This window comes from Tepidibacillus infernus (assembly GCF_048898065.1).
GTDB lineage: Bacteria > Bacillota > Bacilli > Tepidibacillales > Tepidibacillaceae > Tepidibacillus_B > Tepidibacillus_B infernus.
In genome coordinates, this window is the sequence record NZ_JBLWFI010000001.1 from 1,528,149 (window position 1) to 1,552,204 (window position 24,056).

Here is a 24,056-nt window from a genome sequence, read left to right on the forward strand (position 1 = left end):
AGTTTCTTGATGTAGTAATCTTGTTTACCATTTTCAACATGTTCAAAAATTTTTTTAAAATTTATGGGTGAAACCCATTTACCAAATGACGAAATTAGTGTATTCTTGTCCATAATGTGGTCCTTTACTATTGGATTTGGACAGGAATCACCTGTACTTCCATTGTAAAGGATTTTTTTGTTGTATGGATAATTTTTGAAGATTGCTATTATTTTGAATCATCAGATTTAATTAATGCAACGCTAGTGATTTATTATATATCTTAAACTTTAAGCATAAAAAAACTACTCTATTAAGAGTAGGATTAAGTTTAATCTATAAAAATCCCCCCTTCTTTTCATAACGGAAGGCATATCCGTTTCCAGATATACCCTGTGAGCTAACTGCTCAGGCGTACCAGCCATAGATTAACCTTAGGCTAATATGCTCGAAGAAGTTACTATATAGTTACTAGTATTATCTGATATATTTACAATTATCCATAATCTAGCATATCAAATATTACTGCCTTATTCAAGATTAACCTTGAATAAGGCTAGCGAATACCCATGTATTACAATTCCTCTTTAATATATTGGAGAATTTCCTCCCTTTTCGGAATTCGACCAAAGGATTTTACCTTTTCATTGATTACTAAACCAGGCGTACTCATAATGCCGTATTTCATGATTCCAGGTACATCCTGAATCTTTTGAATATTAGCTTTTAATTGATTTTCCTCCATAATTGCCTCTACTTCTTTCTGTAACCGAACACAATTCTTGCAACCCATTCCTAAGATTTTTATTTCTAACATCTAAATCCCTCCATATTTGATGTTTTTAACCTAAATACAAATTATTTCAAAAAATAATCCAGATAAAGTTCTCTTTATAAAATAGCGTTAAATAGGTAACCAATACCGACAATACTAAGAGATACAATTCCCAAGAAATAACCGATCAGTTTTGGCTTAATCACCTTTCGTAAAAGAATCACTTCTGGCAAGGATAATGCTGTCATCGCCATCATAAAAGATAATGCCGTACCGATCGCTACCCCCTTTTCTAATAGTGCCTCAATAACAGGAATTGAACCAACAGCATTCGAATATAAGGGTACACCGATTAACGTGGCAATGGGAACGGCAAAAAAGTTATCCTTTCCAGCATAACGAACTAACAAATCTTCTGGCGCATACCCATGAATGACCGCTCCTATTCCAATCCCAATCATGACATAAATCCAAACTCGACCTAATATGTCTTTCACATTATCCCACGAATCCCTTGCTCTCTCTTTCCAAGTGATCATTTCTATTGTTGCTGCTTCTTCTGGAATAGACTGAATATGATATACGTACTCTTCTACTTGATTCTCCAATTTTAATTTTCCGATGAATATTCCAGCAAAGATTGCAATAACCACTCCACTAAACATATAAAGTAAAGCAATCTTCCATCCAAACAAACCAAATAGCATGACTAACGACACTTCATTCACGATTGGGGAGGAGATTAAAAAAGAAAATGTAACTCCAAGTGGCACACCTGCTTCTAAGAAGCCGATAAAAATCGGTACAGTAGAGCAAGAACAAAACGGCGAAACCACCCCGAGTAGTGCTGCTAAAGTATTCCCGACATACTCGTTTTTCCCAGTTAAAAACCTCTTGGTTCGTTCTGGCGGAAAAAAACTGCGTATGTATGATATGACGAAAACCATGGTGGCCAATAATAATATAATTTTGGTTGTATCGTAAATAAAAAAGTGAACAGACTGACCTAATCTTGAATCCATGGATAATCCAAACAGATCCACAACCAACCATTCCGCAAATCGGTATATCATACTCTCCCTCCATTCCCATCAAACGAATTGATTATTAAATAATTATATAACTAAATACTAATATAATCATATTCACTTACTATGTCAATGATTACAATAAAAAAATGCTCCTTAAAATGATAAGAATTGGATGAGCAATGAAAGGAAATCATCAGACACTTTATTTTTAAAACAAAAAGAGCTAACCTAATCTTTAATATGACTATAGGGTAGCTCTTTTCCATAGGTATTAATCCTTGTTTTTTTCCGTTTCAATTGTCTCATCTATATCACTTGTTAATTCTTTGGCTGACTTCTTAAATTCAGATAATGTACGTCCAAATGCTCGTCCAATCTCTGGTAGTTTACTCGGGCCAAAAATCACTAAAGCGATAATAAGGACCAATAAGCACAAGAAAGCAAAGTTTTCTTTTACCAAATTCATGGGATCCCACAAAAGTAATCGGAATACGCTTGGAAGGAAAGCGTCACTTTTGTGGTTTTTTTAAAATAAAGTCTGTAACAACCCTTCCCTACTTTTTCTTACTAAATGACAATCCTCACAACATTCTTGATCTTCATTTTTTAATTCTCCACATGATGGACAGGTATCTTGCTTTTTCGTGATCAATGTATGAATTTGTTCTAAGTCGCTATAGGAAATTTTAGTATGAGTCTGTTGTTTTAAATGTTGACAACGGGTGGTGCAAATACCACAGTTTATACACTTTATCGGATTAAAAAGAAGCGATTTTTGGTAGGTATTTTTCTCAATCTGTAGAGCTTTTGTAGGACAGATCATAGAGCAACGTTGACATAAAGTACATGAATTCTCTGCAGTAATATAAACAATATTGAGCTGTTCTAATAGTTTAATATCTACTTGTTTATCATCAGGAGTAATTTTTTGAATAAATTGTCTCAAAACCTCTCGTTTTTGCTGAAAAGGTATTTTCTCTTTGGTCGATGTTTCTTTAAAAGAATCAAAAATAAATGAGCCGACCTGTTGTTTTACTTGTTTCTTTGTGACCATAAGAAAATCTCTGCGAGAAATCGATTTATAGTTGCTTTTCTTCTGACTTTTCTCATGGATGATCTGTGCTTGGAATTTAGGCTGCTCCTGAAATTGTTGATTCCATGTTTCTATCCAATTCATTAAAACCTGTGAATCCCATTTCACATGACAATCTTTACAAACTTTTTCATCCCAATACAATTGTACCGATATTTTTTTTAATGTGGCCATCATTATCCATTCAGGTGTAAACACATTTAAACAAGGTAAAATGATATCTGAATCCTCTCCTTGTTTTTGACAAGTAAAGCACGCTGTTTCCTTATCATGAATCTTTTTTTCATAACCAGATAGCATTTCCGATTCAAGGTGAAAAGTTTGGGTTGGGCAAACATGTGAACATATTCCACATTGATCACATCTTTCACTTTCTATTTCAACCTTAGATCGATCAATTGATATCGCTTGATATGGACAAGCGTTTTGGCAAGACTTGCAATTGGATTGAGTATAACGAACCTGCAAGCATACAGAAGGATTAGTTCTGATTGTCGCTTTTTCTATCATTCTACCAAGTAAAAATTGCCACATGATGACCACCTCTTAGAAAAAGAGAGTATATCCGTTCAACAGAACAAGATATACTCTATCTTTTTAATTTTCCGAAATTCGTTGCAACTCATGATTTATAAAGATATTTGTAATCTCTCCAAGTACTTTGTAAAATGTTGTTGTTGCACGTTCCACAATACGATCTGTAAATTGAGGAATCCATACTCCCAGATGGGACAGTAGAAACCTCTTTTGAAGATCATCATAAAGGGGATCACTGGTTTCAATTGCTTTAAAGATGAGATAATACATAAACTCAAATTCTACAGAAATATGGTCTGGGAGTTCAAGAAAATGATCATCCATACTTAATCCAGCTTCCCTATAATAATGTAGTGCAATTTCTGTTGAATCACCCATTACTCTACGCTCGCCATCTAAATACACAGAACTATAGGGTGAAGCTAGGACATCAAATGGTCCGATAAATAGTTTGGCATGCTCAACCTGTAAAGGAATTAAATTATCTTCATTTGCTTGGAAATCCTTAGTCATTTCCTCCACTTGGCCAATAAGTGAGAGATTATATTGCATCATGATTTCTCTTAATTGATGAAGTAACTCTCTTGTTTCTTTTACAGGTTGATAATATAAATGAGAGAGTACTTTAAAAACATTTGCTCTAGTAATATGCACTTCTTGGCCTAAAACCATTGTCATGATGTGATCCCCCTCATTTTAATATTCTCTTAAATAGAATACCTTTGGTTTCGTTCCCTTTTCCGGCTTTAATACAGAGACTTTGTATTTTGCCATCATTGCATGGATTGGATCATTTGGATCATCCAAGTCCCCTACTAATCTAGCATCAGCTGGACAAGAAGTGACACAGTATGGTTGCTCCCCTTCTTTTAAACGATGATCACAGAAGGTACATTTCTCAACGATTCCCTTGGGTCGAATCCCCTCATATGTTTTCGCACGATCGGGATTATAATAGGGAATTTTCTCTCCAGATTTTTCTGCTGTTTCTTTTCCACTAGCAGTTCCACCCTTAATAAGTGCTTCATTATTCCGCCAATATTCATGAGGTTCTTTTTTATTAAAGTTAATAACACCATATGGACAAGCTTGCATACAACTCTTACAACCAATACATTTATCTGGATCATGAAGGGTTAACCCGTTTTCATCTTTATACATCGCTCCTGTCGGGCAAGCCTTCACACATGCAGCATTTTCACAGTGGTTACATAAAGTAGGAACATATTCATATTTGACATTAGGGAAGGTTCCTGTTGTTCTTGTGATATGCCAAGACCAAAACATTCCTTCAGATACGTTATTTTCATTCTTACATGATATTTGGCAAGCACTACATCCAGCGCATTTATGCAAATCGATTACCATTGCGTATCGAGCCATTTATTATCACCTCCGTAAGTTTTTTCTATTAAGCTTTTTCAATTTTTACTCTTGTTGTTCCACCGTGACGTGCTGTGCTTCCACTCAATCGCTCATAGTCTGCAGGAAGGATCTCGTTGTTATTGCCACCTCTAGCAATCTTCTTATTGTAGTCTAAGGCAGCAATTCGGCCATAAGCCCAGTGACCTTGCCCATAACATTTGCCTACAGTCCCTGGTCTTACCCCTTCCCACAATTTAGCCGTACATGTAACGGAACCTGTAGGAGAAGTAATTTTAATCTTATCCCCTGTTTTAATTCCTAATTTTACTCCATCAACTGGATTAATTTTTGCTACATCATCCCAAGATTCATCACCAGGATCTGCATCTTTAAATTCTTGATACCATAAGGTATTAGCCGAACGAGCCTCCCGATTTAATCTTGAACGATGTTCAAAGAAAATAAATGGATATTCTTTTTCATCTCCCCAGCGAAATGCCTCTTCATAATGGGGAATAAAAGCTATTTCACCACGAGCTAAATATTTTGTCGTTTTCATAATATCGTCAATATCTGCTTGGTGTTTTTCTGCATGATGTTGAAGTGCCTCTTTTAAAGTTTCACTATAGAATTCAAACTTCTTCGTCTTCGTTTCGAAATCTTCCCAATGTTTTTTATATGGAGCTTCAACAGAATTCCAAACCCCTTTTGCAACAAAATCATCCCAACCTTTTAATAAATCACCCTTTTTCTCAACAGTTGGATCCCAGACATCTTTGGTTTTCATTTTGGTTGCATATAGGGTGAATTCCCAACCATTTGTTGGTGATTTTCCAGTTTCCGGATCTTTAAATTCATTTTTATAATAATCAAATAGATTTGGGAACCCTTTTTTTGCAAGTGATTCTGCGATTAACCATGGGATTTCTGTTTCATCGATTTTTACATCCCACATCGGCTCAATTACACGATTGGTTAAAGAGGCATACGAATATTTATTTTGTTTGTTTTTAATAAAGCTTAATTTTTCAAATAATTGATGAGCAGCAGGTAATACGATATCTGCAAATTGGGTCGTCTCTGCTGGGTTTACGGTAATATGTGCAAAGAATGGGAGTTTACTGAATGCTTTTTCCCAACGATCAGCCCCTGCAGCAGAAAAAGCAAAATTGTTCCAATAACCAATGGCTACTTTTATGTCATATGGATCTTCATTTAGGATAGCATCGGCAGTTCGATTGGTAACTACACCACCACCTGATTTTCCTTTCTTTAATGCTGGGAATTCTTTGTAACCCCTTTGGTCAATTTTCTGTTTGTGAGAATTGGTTTTTGCGATTTCATCCTGGTAATTATCATAGGCCGGCGGTTTATCATCCACAGGAACACTAGCAGATCGTAATGTTCCACCAACATTTTCAACCGAACCAACTAATCCATTTAATGCATGTGTAGCCATTGCAATATATCCACCACGAACCTGCATGGAAGCGCCAGGTGATAACCAAGAAATTGCCCGAGGAGCCGCTTTAGCAAAATCTATGGCAACTCTTCTAATTTGTTCTGCAGGAATACCTGACCTTTCTGCAGCCCATTCTGGTGTACGATCTTTTAATTCTAAGTTCCACCACTTGATTAGCCCATATGTGTAATTTTCAACAAATGAATCTTCGGCGATGGTGACTCCTTTTTTGAATTGATTAACACCATCTACAAAATCCCCAACAAATTCTTTATTCCATAAGCCCTCTACAAGAATCACATGAGCGATTGCTACTGCTAAAGCCCCATCTTCACCTGGAATGACTGGTAACCATTCATCAGCCTTCGAAGCTGTGGCAGATAGTCTTGGATCGACAACGGCTACTTTTGCCCGGTCCATAACCTCTCCCCAAACATTCATCGCATGGGGAACTTGGCGGTTTGATGCAATCGGATCTCCTCCCCATAATAATACATATCTCGTTTCTGCTAAGTCATAATCGCGATAATCCCAATATGCCTCAGTAAAATATGGACCAAATTTTTCTGCCTCGGCACAAATTGCACTGTGAGAGATTCCATTTGGTGAGCCAAAAATTTTTGGCATGGCATCATAAATCGTTCCATTTAGATAAGAATAACGTCCACGTAATACCAAAAATTTATGGGTTTCCCCTGTTTTTCTTAATTCGATCATTTTATTAGTAATGGTATCGATTGCTTCTTCCCATGAAATAGGTACAAATTGTGGATCTTCATTTCTACCCTTTTTGGGATTTGTTCTTTTCATCGGTACTTTAACACGATCGGGATCGTACAATTGTTGTAGTGCTAAATGAGGTCTTGGGCAGATCTTCCCATGGTTTGCTTTTGAAAAAGGGTTCCCTCTCACCTTAATTGCTCTGCCATTCACCACATAAACCTGAACAGGACACCATGATGTACAACCTTGACATGTTGATGCTTTCCATTCCCCTTTCAAAGAGGCATCGTTATTTTGATTGCCATCAGCAAATGCAGTTAAGGATGGTTGTACCGACTTCATTCCTGCAGCTAATAATCCAGTTGCAGCAGTTGCTTTTAAAAAGCTTCTTCTTGATAATTGCATATTTTTCCACCTCCATGATCGTTCATGATCTTGCTTATAAGAAGAAAGGAATGCTTATTTGCCCAGCTTGAAGTAGAATATGTTTTAGCACTGCACTACCTACGAGAATAAATATAGAAAGGGTCAATGCTAAACCATTCGCCATTTCTTCTTTATGATTCTTTGCCAATTGATAAATGCCTCCAATAAAGGGAATAATCAATCCTACAACAATGGCAATTCCCCACCATAAAAAGCTGTAGTCATCCATCATCGCTTTAAATGCTTCAATATTTGTTTGTCCCGATCTGTACATGGTAACTTGCCAAATCATTACTAAAATAATCTGTAGTCCAGATAAGAAGAAAAGCGGATAAGTAAAGTTAAAATTCTTTCCAAAACCTTCATTAGATAAGGTTACTTGTGAACGTACATCTTTCGGAACTGCAACTGAAAAATAAAAAGACTTAAGGATGATCACAATTGCTGTTCCACCTAGTAATGAGGAAACCAAAAATAATAGTGTTACCACGCCTCCATTCCATAACGGACGATCTAATGAGGTTAAAAGGAGCCCATGATAGATTCCTACGCCTATTGCAAAAATAGCACCAGCGATTTGTACTGGTTTAAAAAATGGGTTCTTTGTATTTTTCTTAAAGATTATGAACGCATGAATTAACGAGAGAAGAACAAAAATCCCCTGAATAACTCCACCCCAAGAAGTAACAGAATGAGGATTAAAACGATACATCGTGGTAATGAATCGTTCTGGCCTACCAAGTTCACTGATTAAAAAGAGTAGACCACCTCCAACGAGAATAGGAGCTAGATAAGCGGTTTGTCTTATTAATTTCTCATATTGTTCTTTGTTGTAGAAGCTTAAAATGATAGATAGTAGAAATACACCAATGCCTAATCCACCAAGAAACAAATCAATCGTAATTCGATAATCCCATGGGATATATCCCTGCATCACATTTACCTCCTTTTTCATTCTTTGTTAGACTATCTATTAAATAGGTTTTTTAACTCCCCCTTTCTTAGCTCGTTATTGTGAGAAATATCACATAAATTTTACATAAAAATAGAGACCTCCCTTGGATTAGGAAGGCCCCCTTTTCAAAAGTGGAAGGCGTAAAAATTGCTTTTTACACCCAGCGGCTACATTCTCCCAGGGGGACAATGCAGCTCGGGGACAACATATTTACTTTGTAAGTTTATTTTCCTTGTGCATATCTTCTCATATTTTTTTTTGACGATGTATCAGGTGAAGTACTATAAATTGTCGGGAAAATAGAGCAAAAAAAATACATGTAAGGAAAACCCCTACACGGAATTCCCTACATGTATATGTTGCATCCTAAATGCATTTATTCATGGGATATGATTCCCTGTTTTAATGCATAACGAACTAAATCAGATCTTTTCTTTACGTTGATTTTTTCCATGACTCTTGACTTATACGTATCTACTGTTTTTGCACTAATAAATAATGTGTCGGCTATTTCTTGGTGAGTATAACCTAAAGCAATATATTTTAAAACCTCTTTCTCTCTGGTACTTAAGATCTCCTCCAATACACCTTCATCATTTTTTTCCTCTTGGTCATGATTAACTGACTTGGTAAAAAGGCTTGGAATCAAGGTAGGATAAATATAGTTTTCGCCATTTAAAACGGTACGAATCGCAGATAAAAGTTCCATATCTACAGCCTTTTTTAAGACGTATCCAGAAGCCCCGGCTTTTAATCCCTCTTTTAAATATGCCTCATCTGAATACATCGTTAATAAAATCACCTTGGTGTCCCGATTTTTTTCTTTGATCTGCTTTGTTGCCTCGATGCCATCTATTCCAGGCATATTGATATCCATAATGATAATATTTGGCCTTTTTATGATTGCTTGTGTTACAGCTTCATCTCCACGACTTACTTCACCCACCACTTCTAATTGCGGATCAGAAATAATAACTGATTTTAAGCCTGACCGATACATAGGGTGGTCATCAGCTAACAGTACTTTGATTTTCTCCAATGCTTAGTGCACCTCCTTTTGAAAGGGGAACTTTTAGAAAAATCGTCGTTCCTTTCCCTTGTTTTGATTCGATGGTAATCGTGCCCCCAATTAAAGATGCTCTTTCTTGCATTCCATGTAACCCTAGATTATATTTTGAAGGATCTCTTTTTAACACTTGATCAACGTTAAATCCGATTCCATCATCCTCGACAATAACGGTTAATAAATTTCCAATCTGGTCAATGATTACACTCACATTTTGTGCTTGCGCATACCTAGCAACATTGGTTAATGCCTCTTGAATAATCCGGTAAATGGCAATTTCGATTTCCGCTTGCATCCGATTTTCTTTAATCCCGTCCATATACAAATCTACATCGATTGCATATTTATGTTGATATTCTTCAATATATCGCTCTAAAGCCACGGTTAACCCAAATTTATCCAATACACTTGGTCTTAATTGCCAAGCCATTTCATGAACTTCTTTTAATGTATGTTGAATCATTGTTCTTAAGTTTTGTAATAAATTTACCCGTTCCTGTTCGTCCTTTTGCTCATTTAACATACTTAAACCAAGCAGTATCGAGGTAAGAGATTGACTTGTTTCATCATGTAGTTCTCTTGCAATCCGTTTTCGTTCTTCTTCCTGTGCTTTAATCGACTTTTCTAATAATTTTTGGCGTATCTCTTCTTTTTGCTTAAGCTCATGCCATAGTTGCATATTTTCAAGAGAAACAGCTAATTGATTAGATAATGACTCTAAGATATTAATCGATTGTTCATCAAGTTCCCGACAGCTACAAATATCAAATCTTCCAATGATTTTTTCATTGATTTTAATCGTGAATTCATAGTGATGTTTTTGCTTATCCACAGTATAACAAGTAAGGTGATTTACTTTCAGAGGGATTTCTTTCATACATGAGCATTCAGGTCGAAAATACTTAAAAAACTCCCAATTATCCAGAATTTCAACTTTTAAGACACAAGAATTAAAATCTAGCTCCTCTACTAATCTCATCACAAAATGCTCTAACATGGCTTTCATTTGTTTAACTGAAGTAATATGTCCAGATAACTCGTTTAATAAAGAGAGTTCTCGGTTACGAAAGGTAATCTTCTGAACATATACTCTCTTTTCTTTTTCTGCTTCTTCTAAGTCAGATAACATCTGGTTAAAGGCATTTGTCAACAACCCAATTTCATCATTTGCTTGTGGCTTTACACGAATGGATAGATTACCTTTAGAAACCTCTTTTGTCATTCTTAATAATTGGGTAATAGGTGTTGTGATCAATCTTGTTAATAGAAATGAAATAATGCCAGCAAAGAGTAAAACAATTATCATTGTAAAGATCAGATTAGCCGTAATTTGTCTCAGCGCTTGATTTAAAGATTCCTCAGTGATCCCTACACGAACAGTTCCTCCAACCCCTTGAATAATTGGAATGGCTACATCACGAATTACCCCACGCTCTGTCATAAATTTTTGTAAATGAAGCTCATCATCAGGATTGACTTGATTCGCTAAGACCAAATCTTGACTTATTCCTTTTTCCCCAAACGTATGAACAATGACTTTGCCCTTCTCGTCTTGCATAAAGACATATTCTATATCTGGATTGTTTTTTACCGTTTCCTGTGCCAGCTCATGCAAAAGATATACATTTTGTGTCAACAAAAGATCGCCACTTCTTACTGCCACATCCCTACCTACAGATTTAACCCTTTCCTCTAATTGAGTAGAAAGCGTTTCAATCATAGATAAGCGAATTTCTATTAAACTTAAGGCAGTAATTGTAATAATCACGAAAAAAACCATACCATAGATTTTTACTTGAATCGGTATCTCTTTAAGAAGTTTAATTATCCTTTGATACCAACTGATCATTTTCATGGCTGTTCACCTACAGCCTTCGCCATCTCTAATATCGGTTGGTAATTTTTATAATCGATCGGAACAAATTGCTCTATATTTAAACTCTTTAAGATTTGTTTCCCTTTTTCCTCTTGATTCATGTTTAGCAAAAGATCTTGTGTTTGTTTCTTCAGATTAGTCGATACCTTTTTAGAAACAACAATAGGGGGAGTACCAACCCACTCACCATTTTCAATAATCTGAATGTTTTTAGTCTCTTCTAGATCAAGGGCTTTCATTTGGTCATAAACTAAACTATCCACTGCAGCACCATCAACAAGACCATTAGTTACTGCTTTTACAGAATAATCATGACTATAGGTATAATAAGTTTTAGAAAAAAAGGATTCTGCTGTCTCCCCTTTCATTTTCAATAAATATAGCATAGCAAGTCGACCTGAGTACGAATTTGGATCAGTAAAGGCAAAGCTTTTTCCCTTTAAATCTTCTAAGGATGAAATACCACTATCTTTTCTTACAATCGTGTAAGAACGATATAATGGTTTTCCATCCACCATAGGTGCAGCAATGCCATCCATATATTCATCCTCTTCCCCCATCACATAGGATAAAGTACAGATAAAGGCAATATCTACTTTACCCTCTTTGATCAATTGATTCATTTCTGCATAAGTTTTCCCTTGGATCAAAGTAATTGGTAAGTTTAAATTTTCTTCCATATAGTCAACCAATGCATCGTATCCAACCCTTGTCGCTTGTGGAGAAATGACAGATGCTATTCCAACCCGAATTGCATTTTCTGGTTCTCGATCTTGAATAGAACCTTGTTGATTTTGGTTAGATAAGGAAACATAGGGAAGTGACTCTTGGCTTGAACATGCGGTAGAAAAAAATAACAAGATAGTCATAAGGGAGAAGAAAAGTTTTCGCATCAACATCTTCCTTCCATTCACAGGTTACCATCATTATAAAGCATAAAACCGTAAATGGGGGACAGATAAACAAATTGTTAGAAAAGATTCAATCTTTTAAGAGTAAAATGAGAACAAAAAAACTCTAATCTTAAATCTCAAAATTAGAGGCTCAACCCAATCAAATATCCAACGAATGCCAGAAGAACACCTAAAGTATAACTTAATCCCACATAAAGAATCATTGTTCTCCACTCTTTTGAAGTGCTTAGCTTGATACTTTCTACTTTAAATGTGGAAAAGGTAGTAAATGCTCCCATAAACCCAGTACCTAACAATAAAGCTGTAGGTCCCACAAGACGGGTTCCAAACAAAAGCCCCAACAAAAATGAACCTAATAGGTTAATGATAAAAGTGCCAAAAGGAAAAGAAGATTGCACTCGTTTTGAAATCCATCTTCCCATACTATAACGAGTAATCGCTCCAAAGAAGCCACCTATCGCAACATAAATTCCATTTAATATCACGCTGTCTCCATCCCTTCTTTACTTTTCCTAAGTTGGAAATAGGCCACACGAAAACCGAAATAGGCAAACAAGAGTCCTCCAACCATACTAAGTAATACATAGACGAAGGCCATCTCCCACAATCCCTGATTCATTAAAGTCATCGTTTCAACACTAAAAGTGGAGAAAGTAGTAAACGAACCGATCAATCCAGTTCCAAATCCTAAGCGAAGCCATTCTGGGACAGAATACGATTGGGTGATTCTCTCATTAAACCATCCTAAAGTAAATGAACCAAGATAATTGATCATTAAAGTCGCTAATGGAAAAGAAGTGATCCACCATGAATGAATCGACAAGCCTAAATAATAGCGAAGTAAAGAACCTATTACTCCTGCTAAACCAACGACAAAATAAATCATCCTTTTCACCTTCTTGACAATTTTAAGTCATATTATAATCAATACATAGTATAATTTACCAAAAAACTCCTACCAAAACATAAATATCATGTTCTGGTAGGAGTCATTAGCCTATGATTAGGCAGTTTAAGGCGAACTCCATCGCCCATTATTTAGCATTTATTTTTAAATTATAATATAGTTAATTGCGCGAATCAACCTACTACTTTAATACTTTCATTATATAATTTGTACCTTTTTTAATTTTTCTTGCCACATTCCGCAGCGGTCTCCCCACATTGCCACCGTCTGGCCACCCATTTTTACTTTTATCACTTCACACATATTGGAACATCCTGAGCAGATGAAACTACTTGGTACAAATTCAGTTTGTAAAGAAGAAAATCCTCTAAAATGAGTGATACTTCCCGTTCTTGCCACTTCTTCTTTTGCTAAAATCGCTGCCCCAATAGCCCCCATCACATGATGATATTTGGGAATGATCACCTTATGACCAATCTCCTTTTCAAACGCAGCTTTAATTCCTACATTGGCTGCAACTCCACCTTGAAAGACAAAAGGCGGTTCTAATGCTTTACCACGTGCGAGATTGTTCATATAGTTTCTAACCAATGCCTGACAAAGTCCATTGATAATTTCTGCCTTGGAAAAGCCAAATTGCTGTTTAGCTATCATATCTGACTCGGCAAAAACCGTACAACGTCCAGCAATTCTAACATTGTTCTTGGCCGTTAATGCAAGCTCACCAAACTCTTCAATCGGAATTCCAAGACGTTCAGCCTGATGGTCAAGAAACGAACCTGTTCCAGCGGCGCAAACCGTATTCATGGCAAAATCGACAACCATCTGGTCTTTAACGATGATGATTTTCGAATCCTGTCCTCCGATTTCGAAAATCGTTCTTACTTCTGGTACATAGTAAACCGTTGCTACTGCATGAGCAGTTATTTCATTTTTCACCACATCTGCTCCTACCATTACACCTGCAAGTTGTCTTCCACTACCAGTTGTTCCTATTGCACTAACGATGTCCTTGCGATCTAGAATTGTCCTTAGGGCTTCTAATCCTTTTTTTACAGATTGAATCGGTTGGCCATTTGTTCGCACATAATAATCAAAAAGTACTTGATTCTCATCGTCTATTGCAACGACATTTGTACTTACCGAGCCTACATCGATACCAACATAAGCATTTCCCACGTTAATCCCCCCTTATGCTGAAACCCTGTTTAACTTCTTACTTTTTATCAAATCAATAAAGGCCTCTAATCTTGTTCTACTGTTTGCCTGGCCTGTTTGTTCATCTAAGGATAGGGTTAGCACAGGAATATCTTGTAGCTTAGAGATTTTAGGGATAATACTTTGTGAGATTAGCTCAGGTAAACAGCCAAAGGGCATGAGATGAATGATACCATCAAATCCCTTCTCTTTAAAATCGATGATCTGTCCAACCGTTTGCTTAGCATGCCCTCCTATCTCGATTTCAATAAATGGTTCCCCTTTTTTTAGTATCTCCTCTTCATGCGATTTTCCTAAAAAGTTTGGAACCATATTATATCTTACCCATTCTGATAAGTAATGGGATCTTTCCACTTCACACCCTAGTTCGCCTAGAACATTTTCAATTTCCATGTTGATAGAGGGCTCCATTACAACGTAAATTTCACCTACAATTCCGATTCGGACTCGTCTCTCATCCCCTACCTCTTGGATTTGAACCTCTTTAACGATTTCCTCACTCTTTTTGATCGCTTCCCTTAATTGCTTTCTCGTATAGACTTGATCGAATTCCCTTTGAATCAACTCCCAAGCTTTATTGACCGTACCTGGGATGACTTCATATGGTTTCATTTGATGGATTTTTTTATCAAATCGGTCAATGGCTTGAATCATATCATAGGTTAATTTAATGGCCCAAGCCACTTTGATCCAGGAATTTTTTCCCTTAAGCTTTTTTACATTTTCCATAAACTTGTTTTTATCTCTAAAGATTGAATCAAAGACGATTACATCCACATGAAACCCCATATTTTTTAGTATTCTTTTATGTATTTCACTATAAAACCCTGCTCGGCATGGACCATGCCCGCCACTTGTGACAATTGTCTCTACACCTTGTTCACAAGCTTCGAGATAACTTCCCATGATTGTTTTAAATGGAAAACAAGCAAATTCTGGGCTATTTTTAACCCCTAAGTCTAATGTTTTTTGTGAAGGTTTGGGAGGAACAATCACATCATGACCTAAAAGCTCTAATATTTTTTTATAAATGATGACAGTCCCCATATATGGAAAAGTAACTCTCATCTTTCTCCCCCCTACCCCACCTGTTTCTTTCTTTTCAACATATCTACAAACGCTTCAATTCTTGTCTGCAAATGATTCTCACCTGTATGTTCATCTACTCGAACCATCATAAAGGGAATCCCTGTGTCATCTGACTTTATTCCAAATAATTTACTCAGAAAAGAATCCGGACCGCATCCAAAAGCGGTAATCTGGATGATACCATCTAGATCAGACCGGTTAAATAAATGGTATCCAGCCCCTAATACTTTATTGCTAAAAGTCCAGAATAGTACTTTTTCCATTTGTTCTATCGATTCAACCAATGTTTGTTCATCCATCATATCAAAGGTAATAAACTCCACTTGTAATTCTCGTAATTTTTCGATGACATCCATATTGATAAATGGATCATAAATATTGTAGACATAGCCTAATAAGCCAATGCGTAGAGAAGATTTGCTTTTGTATTCTTTAGCAGGTTTTACTGTGTAAGTGTTTTTGGTCAGTTCTATTGCTTTAGGAACTGTATACCCTAATTTATTGTACATTCTAAAGGTAAGCCATTCCTCGCTTGCTACCTTTGCAGCGTTTTGTATTTGTTCTTCATTCACACCTAAAGATTTTGCTAGAGATAGGTAGTTTTTATAGTCAGAGATATCGTCGCTGTTTGATTGTATATAACAAGTTAGAATTTTGTCTTCCATTTTTTCTAGGCCATGCTTCATCATGTCAGGTAATCCCATAAACTTAGGGCAAAAGTATTCCCCTTTAGTAATGGATACCATTCGTGGTACAAATATATAATCCACATTCTGTTTTAATAGTTGAATTGCATGGCCAACAAATAATTTAATGGGTACACAAATTTCTGGAACAGATTCTTTCACACCCTTATCAACAATCACTTTGTTTGTCTCTTCAGAAATAATTACTTCCATCTTCAATTCCTCGAAAAACTTTTTCCAAAATGGAACGTAATAATAGTAGAGTAACGCTCTTGGGATCCCTATTTTCATCCTTCTTACCCCTCTCACGTTAACCTGAATACCTATAACCATTTTAATAATCTAGCAATCCATTTATGACATAGTTTGTCATACTTGGTTTAAGATCTTTTACATGATACAATACAGACATATGGAGGAGGATAGCGTGAAAAATAAGCTTAAATTTGGTAAAAAAGGGCGCAGCAAACTAAGGTCTTTAAAGACCTAAAAAAAATCAAGCTTTGGTTTTAAGCTACAGAAATGTCAGAAGCCTTTATTATACCTTGGGCAATTAGGAGTTTTATTGCCTGATTAATAGCTTTCTCTTTCTGCTTGTCCTGCATTTCTTGTGGCATATCAATTTTATACAAGTCGCTTGGATTCCACACTTCGCCAGTAACAAACATATTGTATATGGCGGTGAGTATCATCCTTGCAATAGCGATTATGGCTCTTTTTTTGCCTCTCCTTTTAGAAATGCGTTCGTACTTGATTTTGTAGTAAGGAGACTTATCCGATTTCACGGCTGCATGGGCAACTTGTACCAATGCAGGTTTGAGGTATACACCGGCACGTGTAATACGGACAGATTTCTTCTTACCAGCAGATTCATTATTGCCAGGTGTTAGTCCCGCCCAGCAGCACAAACGCTTGGAGTTGGCAAATTGAGACATATCTGTACCAATCTCGGAGATAATGGTGATTGCAGATGCTCTATTAACTCCGGGAATGGTACATAAAAGGTTAATGGCACTTTCATAAGGTTCGACCAACTTATCCAGTTTTTCGTCCAGTTCAGCAATCGAATTGGTTACGAAGTCGAGGTGAGAACGAACCATGATCATACGTTCTTTTTGTTCCTGAGTCATTTGGTATCCTTCAATAGATTCAACCACGTTATCTGCTTTTTTTTTCAAAGATTTATGAAGAAGAGAAGTACAGTATTCCGGGTCAAAGGTATCAGAGGAAATCAGATAGTCCGTGATGGAAGTGGCAGATTTGCCAAACATGTCGGAAACGACAGCATCAAGGGCTACATTACAGACTGTGAAAGCGTTTTGAAAACGGTTCTTTTCACTGCTTCTACAAGAAACAAGTTTAGAACGGTAGCGAGTGTATTCACGAAGAATACGGACTGGTTTATTAGGGATATAGCTTCCTGGTACTAAACCAAGGCGGAAAAGGTCAGCAATCCACTTAGAATCTTTTTTATCATCCTTATTTCCTTTTACAGCCTTCACCCATTTGGGGTTAGCAACAGTCATACGGATGGTATCTTCCAAAAGATTGTAGACAGGAACCCAATATTTCCCGGTCGATTCCATGCACATATCATAGCAGTTGTTATCAATCAGCCACTGCTTGAATTGAAGAATGGAATTGTTAAAAGTAGAAAATCTCTTTTTTGAATAATGAGGGGTAATCCCCTGTGAAGTAATAATTGTGGCGACGAGAAAAGTCTTATGCACATCGACACCGCAACAGATAGGATAAACAACTTTCATGGCACAGCCTCCTTTCATAATTGGAGGAAGAAGACATTGACTGAACCATCACACATTTAACAAAGAGCTAAAACAATGATTAGCGTGCGGTCTTATAGAACCACTTATTTGTGCTTGAAAGATGATTCTTACACTGGTTATTATACTGTTTTGAACTGAGAAGTAATCTACGACTCACCTCGCCGTGCTTTGTAGTATATCTTCTCCTTAAGTTAATCATAGCAAAGTGGTGAAAGCCGCACACCATTTTTCATTACTATTTGTGCCGCCAGCGCTAGCGGCGGAATGGAGGTTATTATGGCTAATCACTTTAATACTGAAAAACCATTTCCATCACGTTCATCTAAGAGCAAAGCAAGGGAAAAGGGGCATTTTCCTAGAGTTTTGATCAAACTAGTATTAATTGCTAGTATTCTCTTTGTTAGTGGAATACTCATTGCAATGATTGTGGACGCTATCAATCAATCAGACCAACAACAAGTTAATTCAGAAATAAAAAATGGTGCAGAGAATAATGATAATAGCAACGATTCAACTGATGAAACGACAACTAATAACGACCAAAACCTTGATCAAAATATTGATGAAAATAAAACAATAGATAAAAAAGAAAAAACAGGAGAAGAACAAACGGATCAACCTTCAAATAGCGAATCCAATTCAAACGAATTTACGGAAAATGGACAATGGCAGCCTATAGGTACTAAACAAGAAGAACCTCATATCACAACCTTTACAAAGGAATCTATCGATTGGCAGGAAATGGTGAAGGCAATCACTTATGCTACGAATCTATCAGAGGAACAAATGATTATTTGGAGACTTGAAAATGGTGGAGCCCCAAATCTTGCTAGAGGAGTAGTGAGCACAAGTATGACCAAAGAAACGCCTTATGAGGTAAAACTTGAGTGGGTAACAAATGAAGGCTGGAAGCCAGTAGAAGTCAATGTATTAGATCAAAATCCATATATTAAAAGATAGCTCTTGTGAATGATCACAAGAGCCTTTTTGTCAAAAATGTTATCTTGTTATGATCGTTTTTTCAGGGTATTCCACAATAACGGTGGTACCCAAACCCCCACGGGCATTCCATACCGCTTCAATCTTCATCCATTTTGGGTCACATAGGCGAACCAAATCTTCAAGAATACGATTGGTTGCATGTTCTTGATAGATCCCTACATTTCTGTATGAAGTTAAGTAGTATTTAAGAGATTTCATCTCAATCAATTCTTCCTTGGGTATATAAGTGATTTTTACATCTGCAAAATCAGGCAAACCGGACCACGGACAAACAGATGTAAATTCAGTGGTTGGAATCGTAACTAAGGTATCTTTTCCTACATATTCATAAGGAATAGTCTCCAAAATATCTACTAAAATTACACTTTCATCCTCAATATCAAAACGAATGTTTTTGTACTTCTCATGATTCATTTCTACTTGTGCCATGTTATTCCCTCTTTTCCTTAGTGTATGATATTGTGTTTCCTTCTTATGCAATCGATTGTGTTGAAACTTTTTCTTCTACTGTTTTCCCTTTTTCATTTCGGATAAGATAGACTAATCCATAAACGACTGGAGTATCAAGAACTGCAATCATCAATTTTATTGCATATTGTGTCAATATCATTGTGAATAAGTTTGGGATCACACCATAAAAAGCAATTGTTATAAAAATCGTGGTATCTAATAATTGGGACACAGAAGTAGATACATTGTTTCGTAACCATAACTTTCTTCCCTTTGTTTTCTCCTTAAGAAAATGGAAGGCCCAAACATCATGATATTGACTAACTAAATAAGCGATCATCCCTGCTAAGGTGATTCTTAGATTAGATCCAAGGATCTCTTGAAATGCTTCTTGGCCAGTCCAAAATGGGGCTGATGGCATTTGAATAGCTAACTTAACCAATAAAGCGGAAATCACAGATGTTATAAATCCTGTGAAAACAAGCCAATTGGTTCGTTCTTTGCCCCATACCTCAGATATGGCATCCGTAATCGTAAAAGTTAGAGCATAAGCTAGAACTGCTGCAGGAACAAAGAAAGCATTTTGTCCAAATTGAATGGTAATGATCTTTGTTGCAATAATATTAGCTAAAACCAATAATCCGGTAAATAAACCAGACAATACAATAAAATACTTTTCTTGACGATTCATTTAAATTTCTCCCTTCTTAATAATTTGGTGAAATCCTAAAGTTGTTGAAGTGGAGAAAAAGAAAAAAGCCCTTCACCAGGGCTTGATATCTCAACTGGTGGTATTTTTTACGTTGGTTTACCCACTAAACAACGAAGGATTCAATTTTCACAAATATAAATTATGCATCAATTTTTAAAAAAATGCAAGTAAAAATAATTTCCTATTTATTTCAGCTTAGTAGATAGCTCCTCACCAATATAATGGAGTTTTTCAGCCAAATCGGCTACTTCTTGGCTAGAATCGGAAATTTGCTCTGAGATTTCAGTAAGGTGTTTGATTTGTTTACTTACCGTCGTCACTTGTTCTAGATTATTATGGATTCCGCCCATCATCTCAGCTAGCTCCAACTGTAATTGCTCCGTATATTTGCTCCCTTGATGAACGGAAGTATTTGTTTGTTTCACGACACTTAACATTTCTTCAACAGCAACATGTGATTTCTTAATTAAATCACTAATATCTTCAAGGGCCTGCTGAGTGCTTTGAGCAAGATTTTTTACTTCACCAGCTACGACTGCAAACCCTTTTCCATGTTCTCCAGCTCTTGCAGCCTCAATCGTTGCGTTTAAAGCCAATATGTTGGTTTGCTTTGCAATTCCATGGATTAAAGAAATAATTTCTCCAATCTTCTTAGAATGTTCGTTGATTCGAGAGGTGCTTTCCTGTAATTGAATCATCTGTTCTTCAATCGCATGAATTTGAGACAGTGTATCTTCTACAACCTTTCCACTATGTAAGGCCATTTCTTGGACCTTTTCTGCATGAGCTGTTGCTTCCTCTGTTGCTGCAGTAATTTCTTCAGAACTTGCATACATATTCTGAACAGAAGTTGATGTTTGTTCTGCATTAGCGACAAGGGATTCACTAGAATCTAGCAATCTCTTTTCTAGTCGCTTGATATCATCCAGTTTTAACATTTTTGAGGTATAAGAATCTATATACGTTTCTTCTACTAATTGCATATCAAATGTAGTTAATTTTGTGAATGCCAACAAAACTTCCGAAAGTCTTGGATCATCCTCATATTTTTTTGTGAGAAGTGGAAAAACAGATTTGTAGTAAAGTTGATAAGCACCAAAAAACCATTCAGAGTCTAAGCGGATCCGGTCATGCACTCTTCCAATCTTCCTACGATTCATCACATATTGTTCATCGACCACACCATCAGTTAGACTCAAAAAGTATTGTTTTTGAGTAATTTTTAAGCGTTCAAATGTACTATGTTGTTTAACAATCCCTTCCAAAAGAGGAATGGTTTTAATTTTTTCATAAAATTGATCTACTATTTCATCTGCATGTTCTTCAAACAATGCTTTTTGTTCCCTCATTATTTTTAATGTTTCATCTGTAATCCCTAACATTGATAATTTTTGTTTGATTTCATTCTCAGTTACCTTTAGTGTTACATTGTGCCTATTCCATTGATTTTCATTGTGATGGATACCATCCTCTATACTCTTACGTTTGAACATCTGTTACACCCCTAACATAATTTGTCCAACATATTCCAACTAAAGAGTATTGTAACAAGATTAAAATCTTTTGACTATAAAAATCATATTATTATCACACATAGAAGTGTTGGTGAACTAATCACCACTTAAAGTTTTCACACTTTTATCACACATTTGTCTAAATAATTAATTTTTGGAATCATTACTTAAATTTTCTTGTATATAGGATTATACTAAATAAAAGGTAATTCAATATTTTTACAAGTTATATACAATTTTTTATTAGTAGTGGTTCCTTTTAAGAACCAAAATAAAAAATGGAGAGTGCTGAAAAATGAGAGTAAGCGGTTATTTTATTCCAACAGTAAATTTAATTGGTGCTGGTAGTGTGAAGGAGGTTGGAGAGCGAGTTAAGACCTTAGGGGGTAAAAAGGTTTTAATCGTTACAGATGCTTTTTTAGCGAAAATAGGAATGGCTGATCAAGTAAAAGGCTTGATTCAAGAGGCTGGTTTAGAAGCTGTGATCTTTGATGGCGTAGAACCTAATCCAACCGACCGTAATGTAGAAGATGGCCTTAAAGTATGGAAAGAAAATGGTTGTGATGCACTGGTTTCCTTAGGTGGTGGATCATCACATGATTGTGCGAAAGGCATTGGTCTTGTTGCAGCAAATGGAGGAAAAATTCATGATTACGAGGGAGTAGATAAATCCAGTAATCCGTTTGTACCATTCGTGGCTGTGAACACAACCGCTGGTACTGCATCTGAAATGACACGTTTCTGCATTATTACTGACACAAGCCGTAAAGTAAAAATGGCTATTGTCGATTGGAGAGTTACTCCTGCCGTATCGATTAACGATCCAGAGTTAATGGTAGGAATGCCACCATCACTAACAGCTGCAACAGGAATGGATGCATTAACCCATGCCATTGAAGCATATGTATCAACAGATGCGAATCCATTAACAGATTCTGCTGCGTTAATGGCGATTGAGATTATTTCTGAGTACTTACCAAAAGCTGTTGCAAATGGTTCCAATATAGAAGCTCGTGAAAAAATGGCATATGCTCAATTCTTAGCAGGAATGGCATTTAACAATGCAAGTCTAGGCTATGTTCATGCAATGGCTCATCAATTGGGTGGTTATTATAATTTACCACATGGTGTATGTAATGCAATTCTACTCCCACATGTTGAGCAATTTAACCTTATTGCTGCTCCTGAACGTTTCCGTGATATAGCAGTAGCAATGGGTGAAAATATTGACGGACTTTCAGTAAATGAAGCAGCTCAAAAAGCGATTGAGGCAATTAAGAGATTATCTACATCGATTGGAATTCCATCAGGATTAGCGGAGTTAGGTGTAAAAGAAGAAGATTTCGAGATTATGGCAACGAATGCGCAAAAAGATGCCACACACCTTACCAATCCAAGAAAAGCAACCTTAGAGGAAATCATGCAAATCTTTAAAAATGCAATGTAATTGAGACTGATCTTTTAATCGGCTGTAGCCAAGAATTCCTTAGGCAGCAGCCGTTTAACTTTAACTTCCCTCCGAAAGAAGTCTCCCACTTCTAAACGTGAAGGTGTGCCAGTACCAGTGAAAGTAGGAGATGAATTTCGGTTAGGCGTAGCCTAAAGTTGTCTTTTTTTTGCTATGATATAATTAGTCTTATATAAATGAAAGGCTGATATATCAATGAAATTAGACTGGGTGAAAATTACAATATTTCCTTAGTAGAATGGAAGCACGATGTTGAGAAGCTTTTGCTTACTCACAACGGGTGGTGCGCCCATTGAAGTGAGGTGATTCGATATGGCAAACAAAGCATATAAGTTCCGTCTGTACCCAACACAAGAACAAGAGCAATTTCTTGCGAAAACCTTCGGTTGCGTTCGTTTCGTCTACAATAAAATGTTGGCTGAACGAAAGGAAACATATGAGAAGTTCAAGGACGACAAAGAAGCCTTGAAAAAGCAAAAATTCCCGACTCCTGCCAAGTACAAAAAGGAGTTTGCATGGCTCAAAGAAGTCGATAGCCTTGCGTTGGCAAACGCTCAACTGAATTTGCAGAAGGCATACCAAAACTTCTTCTCTGGTCGTGTTGAATTTCCTAAGTTCAAAAGCCGCAAGGCGAGACAGTCCTACACAACCAACGTGGTCAACGGAAACATTATGCTTTTGGATGGCTATATCAAATTACCGAAACTGAAACTTGTAAAAATGAAACAACATCGGGAAATCCCGTCACATCATATCCTCAAGTCTTGTACGGTTTCTCGAACAAAAACAGGAAAATACTATGTTTCTATTCTCACTGAATACGAACATCAACCTACACAAAAAGAAGTACAAGCTGTTGTTGGATTAGATTTTTCCATGAATGGCTTATTCGTCGATAGCGAAGAAGGTAAGACAGCCAATTACCCTCGTTTCTATCGCCAAGCCTTGGGAAAATTAGCGAAGGAACAGCGTATTCTATCACGCAGAAAGAAAGGCTCTAATCGTTGGCACAAACAGGTTC

At 36.5% G+C, this 24,056-nt stretch carries 23 protein-coding genes and 3 riboswitches; of the genes, 3 read left to right on the top strand and 20 right to left on the bottom strand.

All coding sequences use genetic code 11. From position 1 onward, the window contains the following. Positions 1-314: 314 nt before the first annotated feature. Positions 315-445, bottom strand: a riboswitch (molybdenum cofactor riboswitch). Positions 446-553: 108 nt separating this feature from the next. The 17 genes from TEPIDINF_RS07675 to TEPIDINF_RS07755 all read right to left on the bottom strand — a co-directional run bounded on the left by TEPIDINF_RS07675 (position 554) and on the right by TEPIDINF_RS07755 (position 17,868). After that, positions 554-796 (bottom strand): thioredoxin family protein, encoded by a 243-nt coding sequence (locus TEPIDINF_RS07675; RefSeq protein WP_068725389.1) that lies wholly within the window; start codon positions 794-796, stop codon positions 554-556. A 74-nt stretch (positions 797-870) separates the two neighbouring features. Next, on the bottom strand, positions 871-1,827 hold the full coding sequence (locus TEPIDINF_RS07680) for a permease (RefSeq protein ID WP_068725391.1): 957 nt from the start codon (positions 1,825-1,827) through the stop codon (positions 871-873). A gap of 229 nt (positions 1,828-2,056) precedes the next feature. Next, positions 2,057-2,251 (bottom strand): twin-arginine translocase TatA/TatE family subunit, encoded by a 195-nt coding sequence (locus tag TEPIDINF_RS07685; protein ID WP_421691692.1) that lies wholly within the window; start codon positions 2,249-2,251, stop codon positions 2,057-2,059. 60 nt (positions 2,252-2,311) lie between these two features. Then, positions 2,312-3,412 carry a 4Fe-4S dicluster domain-containing protein gene (locus tag TEPIDINF_RS07690; RefSeq protein ID WP_421691693.1) on the bottom strand — a complete coding sequence of 367 codons (1,101 nt, stop codon included), beginning with the start codon at positions 3,410-3,412 and terminating at the stop codon, positions 2,312-2,314. Between the two features lie 63 nt (positions 3,413-3,475). Continuing rightward, entirely contained in the window at positions 3,476-4,093 is a 618-nt protein-coding gene (locus TEPIDINF_RS07695) for a TorD/DmsD family molecular chaperone (protein ID WP_421691694.1), read from the bottom strand. A gap of 18 nt (positions 4,094-4,111) precedes the next feature. Continuing rightward, on the bottom strand, positions 4,112-4,798 hold the full coding sequence (locus TEPIDINF_RS07700; RefSeq protein ID WP_068725403.1) for a 4Fe-4S dicluster domain-containing protein: 687 nt from the start codon (positions 4,796-4,798) through the stop codon (positions 4,112-4,114). A 28-nt stretch (positions 4,799-4,826) separates the two neighbouring features. Continuing rightward, positions 4,827-7,370, bottom strand: a complete 2,544-nt coding sequence (locus tag TEPIDINF_RS07705; RefSeq protein WP_421691695.1) for a molybdopterin-dependent oxidoreductase — start codon at positions 7,368-7,370, stop codon at positions 4,827-4,829. Between the two features lie 34 nt (positions 7,371-7,404). Continuing rightward, the gene (nrfD, locus tag TEPIDINF_RS07710) at positions 7,405-8,325 is read right to left on the bottom strand and encodes an NrfD/PsrC family molybdoenzyme membrane anchor subunit (RefSeq protein WP_421691696.1); all 921 of its coding nucleotides are present in this window, start codon (positions 8,323-8,325) and stop codon (positions 7,405-7,407) included. Positions 8,326-8,448: 123 nt separating this feature from the next. Further along, a riboswitch (molybdenum cofactor riboswitch) is annotated at positions 8,449-8,559 on the bottom strand. Between the two features lie 163 nt (positions 8,560-8,722). Beyond that, the gene (locus tag TEPIDINF_RS07715; RefSeq protein WP_421691697.1) at positions 8,723-9,385 is read right to left on the bottom strand and encodes a response regulator transcription factor; all 663 of its coding nucleotides are present in this window, start codon (positions 9,383-9,385) and stop codon (positions 8,723-8,725) included. Continuing rightward, positions 9,357-11,267, bottom strand: coding sequence for a sensor histidine kinase (locus TEPIDINF_RS07720; protein ID WP_421691698.1), 1,911 nt, complete (start codon positions 11,265-11,267; stop codon positions 9,357-9,359). The genes TEPIDINF_RS07715 and TEPIDINF_RS07720 overlap by 29 nt, the downstream gene beginning before the upstream one ends. Then, positions 11,264-12,181 carry a substrate-binding domain-containing protein gene (locus TEPIDINF_RS07725; protein ID WP_161937315.1) on the bottom strand — a complete coding sequence of 306 codons (918 nt, stop codon included), beginning with the start codon at positions 12,179-12,181 and terminating at the stop codon, positions 11,264-11,266. Before TEPIDINF_RS07725 ends, TEPIDINF_RS07720 begins: the two co-directional genes overlap by 4 nt. A 143-nt stretch (positions 12,182-12,324) precedes the next feature. Further along, positions 12,325-12,684 carry a fluoride efflux transporter CrcB gene (gene crcB, locus TEPIDINF_RS07730; RefSeq protein ID WP_181482168.1) on the bottom strand — a complete coding sequence of 120 codons (360 nt, stop codon included), beginning with the start codon at positions 12,682-12,684 and terminating at the stop codon, positions 12,325-12,327. Then, positions 12,684-13,088 (bottom strand): fluoride efflux transporter CrcB, encoded by a 405-nt coding sequence (gene crcB / locus TEPIDINF_RS07735; protein WP_068725417.1) that lies wholly within the window; start codon positions 13,086-13,088, stop codon positions 12,684-12,686. Before crcB (TEPIDINF_RS07735) ends, crcB (TEPIDINF_RS07730) begins: the two co-directional genes overlap by 1 nt. A 90-nt stretch (positions 13,089-13,178) precedes the next feature. Next, positions 13,179-13,243, bottom strand: a riboswitch (Fluoride riboswitch). Between the two features lie 64 nt (positions 13,244-13,307). Further along, positions 13,308-14,288 (bottom strand): acyl-CoA dehydratase activase, encoded by a 981-nt coding sequence (locus TEPIDINF_RS07740; protein ID WP_068725420.1) that lies wholly within the window; start codon positions 14,286-14,288, stop codon positions 13,308-13,310. 12 nt (positions 14,289-14,300) lie between these two features. Continuing rightward, a complete protein-coding gene (locus tag TEPIDINF_RS07745) occupies positions 14,301-15,395 on the bottom strand; it encodes a 2-hydroxyacyl-CoA dehydratase (RefSeq protein ID WP_068725422.1) in 1,095 nt (364 codons plus the stop codon). 11 nt (positions 15,396-15,406) lie between these two features. Beyond that, entirely contained in the window at positions 15,407-16,393 is a 987-nt protein-coding gene (locus tag TEPIDINF_RS07750) for an acyl-CoA dehydratase activase-related protein (protein WP_421691699.1), read from the bottom strand. Between the two features lie 218 nt (positions 16,394-16,611). Continuing rightward, positions 16,612-17,868: an IS110 family RNA-guided transposase gene (locus TEPIDINF_RS07755; RefSeq protein ID WP_415802040.1), complete on the bottom strand. Its 1,257-nt coding sequence runs from the start codon at positions 17,866-17,868 to the stop codon at positions 16,612-16,614. 297 nt (positions 17,869-18,165) lie between these two features. Between TEPIDINF_RS07755 and TEPIDINF_RS07760 the strand changes: the two genes are divergently transcribed. Then, positions 18,166-18,849, top strand: coding sequence for a YrrS family protein (locus TEPIDINF_RS07760; RefSeq protein WP_421691700.1), 684 nt, complete (start codon positions 18,166-18,168; stop codon positions 18,847-18,849). Positions 18,850-18,888: 39 nt separating this feature from the next. On the opposite strand, the gene queF is transcribed toward TEPIDINF_RS07760, so the two are convergent. The 3 genes from queF to TEPIDINF_RS07775 form a co-directional block, all read right to left on the bottom strand. After that, a complete protein-coding gene (queF, locus tag TEPIDINF_RS07765; protein WP_421691701.1) occupies positions 18,889-19,320 on the bottom strand; it encodes a preQ(1) synthase in 432 nt (143 codons plus the stop codon). Between the two features lie 43 nt (positions 19,321-19,363). Continuing rightward, the gene (locus tag TEPIDINF_RS07770) at positions 19,364-20,032 is read right to left on the bottom strand and encodes a queuosine precursor transporter (RefSeq protein ID WP_068725430.1); all 669 of its coding nucleotides are present in this window, start codon (positions 20,030-20,032) and stop codon (positions 19,364-19,366) included. A 206-nt stretch (positions 20,033-20,238) separates the two neighbouring features. Next, on the bottom strand, positions 20,239-21,546 hold the full coding sequence (locus TEPIDINF_RS07775) for a methyl-accepting chemotaxis protein (protein ID WP_421691702.1): 1,308 nt from the start codon (positions 21,544-21,546) through the stop codon (positions 20,239-20,241). Between the two features lie 316 nt (positions 21,547-21,862). Between TEPIDINF_RS07775 and TEPIDINF_RS07780 the strand changes: the two genes are divergently transcribed. Beyond that, positions 21,863-23,014, top strand: coding sequence for an iron-containing alcohol dehydrogenase (locus TEPIDINF_RS07780; protein ID WP_421691703.1), 1,152 nt, complete (start codon positions 21,863-21,865; stop codon positions 23,012-23,014). A 333-nt stretch (positions 23,015-23,347) separates the two neighbouring features. Beyond that, positions 23,348-24,056, top strand: a 709-nt coding sequence (locus TEPIDINF_RS07785) for an RNA-guided endonuclease TnpB family protein (RefSeq protein ID WP_421691704.1), incomplete at its 3' end; no start/stop codon positions are given.